Below are 3,212 nucleotides of genomic sequence, written 5' to 3'. Positions count from 1 at the left end.
CAGAAGTTGTAGAAACAGCTAGAGATAGTTTAGTTATAGGTATTCGATAATAGAAAGCAACGCATTTTAATATAGTGCGTTGCTTTTCTCAATTATTAGGTAAAGTCATTCTCATATATCGAATAAAGTGAAACCCAGTTACATGCAAATTAAAAAATCAACATGAAAATTGGGCAATCATGACGGTTGATCGTTATATTCCCCACAGGGGCAAAAAGACATAATTTTGTTTTTTCAAAATTCTAAATTGCTGCAATTGAATATGACTTTTCTTCTTCGTCACTTGTATTAATTAAATTGCCATCTTCAACATTATCTAAATTTAAACTTGTAAGTTCCATAATTCATTGTATATACCTTGAAGCTTTAAAAGCTCATCGTGCTTCCCTTGTTCACACATTTGCCCATCTTGTAATACATATATAATATCAGCATTTTTAACCGTACTAAGTTTATGAGAGATTATAATTGCGGTTTTTCCTTCATTATAAACCAACTGATCTATAGTACTCATTATTTTTTTCTCCGTAATACTATCTAATGCACTAGTGGCTTCATCAAAGATAAAAATATCTGGATCTTTTAAAAATGCTCTGGCTAAAGAAATTCTTTGGGCTTGTCCACCTGACAAATTAGACCCTCTTTTTTCAAGCATTGTATCAAATTTATTGGGTAATTTATTAATAAAATCTAGCGCTTCAGCATTTTTACATGCTTCTAAGACTGCACTCTCAGATTTGAATTCGTTACTTCCATGTAATAAGTTATTAGAAATTGTATCAGCAAATAAGAATGTATCTTGTGATACATAACCTATCCTCTCTCTTAATTCTACTAATTTTATTTTATTAATATCTTCATTATCAATTAAAATTTCCCCTTCATTAACATCATAGTATCTGGCTAATAACTTACCTACTGTACTCTTCCCACTACCACTTTCTCCAACAATAGCAATTTTATTTCCCTTTTTAATATCTATATTCACACTATCAAGAACTATACTTCGAAAACCATACTGAAAAGATACATTCTGCAATGCGATTTTATTATCAAATTTATAAGGTAGATTTTCTTCAGAATTTTTTGGTTCTGTATCTAAATCTGTAATTTCTGCAATACGTCTTGCAGCTACAAAAGATGACTGTAGAGTGGGTTGTATGTTTATTAACCTTTCTATGGGATCTAAATAATATATTGTTAAAGCATTAAATGCTAATAAGCTCCCTAATGTCATTTCTTCATGAATTACAAAGTAACCGCCTGCCCATAAAATAACTAAGCTAATCATCATTTTTAAGAAGCTATTAAACGATAATTGTAAATTTGAAAATCGTCCTAGTTTTAAAAGATTTTTCATTAATTTATCAAATTTAGTCACTGCTTTATTATAAACATTTTCTTCTGAGTGATAACTTTTAATAATTTGATTACCATCAAAAGATTCAATTAAATAAGAACTCAAATCAGCATCATTTTCTGCAACTTTCTGATTGTAATACTCAAACGGTTTTTTTAATATGAAGACACATACAATTAATAAGGGAATAAATATTAATGTTATTAATAGTAACCTAGAGCTCTGTAAATAAAGTAAGGTGCCTCCAATTAGTATCATTAAAGTATCAACAAGTAATGTTACTGTGGAGGACGATAAAGCTTCTCTAATCTTTGATGTATCCATAAATCTTTGTAAAATTTCTCCACTTTTCCTCGTATCAAAGAAATTTGTAGGTAAATGAAGCACATGATAAAAATAATTTTTCATTAAATTTATATCTATTTTCAAACTAAGCTGCAAAATCATCTCATACCTTATATAAGTTAAAATAATAGATGATATATATAGAGCAAGAATCCCCATACCTAATAAATGAAGATTTGATATCAAGTTGTTTGGTATAATATTATCTGTCAAATATTTAAAAAACAGTGCTCCAAGAATACCAATTGTATTAATTACAAATGACATAAAAACCAACGAATATATTTTTAATTTATTTGTTATAAAAATATCTACAAATAGCTTCATATATGATGGTGATTCATTTTCCACTGTAAAAGTACTCATTTTTTCAATTAATACAGCAATGTTCGTCCATTGCTCATTAAATTCATTTTTATTAAGTCTATATCTGCCTTTTCCAGGATCGACAATATGTATTTTATTATTTTTTATTTTTTCAATAATTACAAAATGATCATAACCTTGCTGATTGATAATATGTACAATTACAGGGAACTTTGCTGAATTTAGTTCTTTAATAGACTCTACTTTCACTCCTGTAAGCTGGATACCTATCTTTTCTCCTGCTTTTATTAAACCGTATAGATTTGTCCCTAATTTATCTGTTTTAGCCAATTCTCGTAGCTTAGGTATAGATACACGTTTACCATAATACTGAGAGATCATCGCCAGACAAGTTGGACCACAATCTTTTTCATCGTACTGTTGGATGTATTTTAATTTCACATTTTCACCCTCTATAAAGCATATGCGAGGGTGGTATACCATCCTCGCATATGTTGTATTTAATATTTTATTTTTTCTTTCCACCAAAACTGATGCTTATATTATCTACTTTATTAGCTAATTTTCCAGTGATTTCACCAAGGCTTTCCCAAGTATTACCACCATTAATTTGTTTTATTTCTTGATTCGATAACTTTTTCATTAATTTTCTCCTCCATGACTTTTATTATTTCAATTGTTCATTTGCAGAATTAATAAAGTCTCTAGCACCGCCAGCAACTTTTCCTCCGGTTCTACCAATCCAGCCGTTTGTATTAGTTCCACCTTCCCACTCGCCTAAGCCTTCTTTAAATCCATTTTTCATATCCGAAAGTCCTCCACGAACACTATCCATAACTCCTCCGCCATTAATAGTGTTTAGCTCTGCTAAATTTAATTTTTTCATTATAATAACCTCCTAAATTATTTTGACTATTTTAATCAAAAAACAAGCTATTAATTAATCAAAAAGCATAGCTCTTTGATATTTTTCATTTTAACTATCGATTATTAAAACACAATTAACAAAATGTAAAAAAATTATTTAGATAAAAGTCGGTTCTGTTGTAAAGTTAAATTTATAGTATGATTTTAACAAAGAAGGAGCCTTCTTTATGAACTATTTCAGATATAAATAATTTAACAAGGATGTTATCACTGTAGCCTTTGGCTACTATCTAAGATATGCATTGAGTTATCG

Annotated in this window: 3 protein-coding genes and 2 pseudogenes; 1 reads left to right on the top strand and 4 read right to left on the bottom strand. The window is 29.0% G+C overall.

What is annotated here, in order from left to right; genetic code table 11:
* Window positions 1-242 precede the first annotated feature (242 nt).
* The 4 genes and pseudogenes from HMPREF2937_RS13925 to HMPREF2937_RS00460 form a co-directional block, all read right to left on the bottom strand.
* Window positions 243-326: pseudogene (locus HMPREF2937_RS13925) on the bottom strand (replication protein); the annotation flags it as partial.
* On the bottom strand, window positions 323-2,473 hold the full coding sequence (locus tag HMPREF2937_RS00465; RefSeq protein ID WP_070863796.1) for a peptidase domain-containing ABC transporter: 2,151 nt from the start codon (window positions 2,471-2,473) through the stop codon (window positions 323-325). The gene HMPREF2937_RS00465 and the pseudogene HMPREF2937_RS13925, both read right to left, overlap by 4 nt.
* A gap of 67 nt (window positions 2,474-2,540) precedes the next feature.
* Window positions 2,541-2,675, bottom strand: coding sequence for a hypothetical protein (locus tag HMPREF2937_RS13920; protein WP_256274289.1), 135 nt, complete (start codon window positions 2,673-2,675; stop codon window positions 2,541-2,543).
* Window positions 2,676-2,699: 24 nt separating this feature from the next.
* Window positions 2,700-2,918, bottom strand: a complete 219-nt coding sequence (locus tag HMPREF2937_RS00460; RefSeq protein ID WP_070625905.1) for a hypothetical protein — start codon at window positions 2,916-2,918, stop codon at window positions 2,700-2,702.
* A 208-nt stretch (window positions 2,919-3,126) separates the two neighbouring features.
* Between HMPREF2937_RS00460 and HMPREF2937_RS13395 the strand changes: the two are divergent.
* Window positions 3,127-3,212: pseudogene (locus HMPREF2937_RS13395) on the top strand (IS6 family transposase); the annotation flags it as partial.

The organism is Staphylococcus sp. HMSC061G12, assembly GCF_001838465.1.
In the GTDB taxonomy this organism is placed as follows: Bacteria; Bacillota; Bacilli; order Staphylococcales; family Staphylococcaceae; genus Staphylococcus; species Staphylococcus simulans.
Note: the sequence above shows the minus strand (reverse complement) of the source record. Positions and strands in the feature narration are given on the sequence as shown.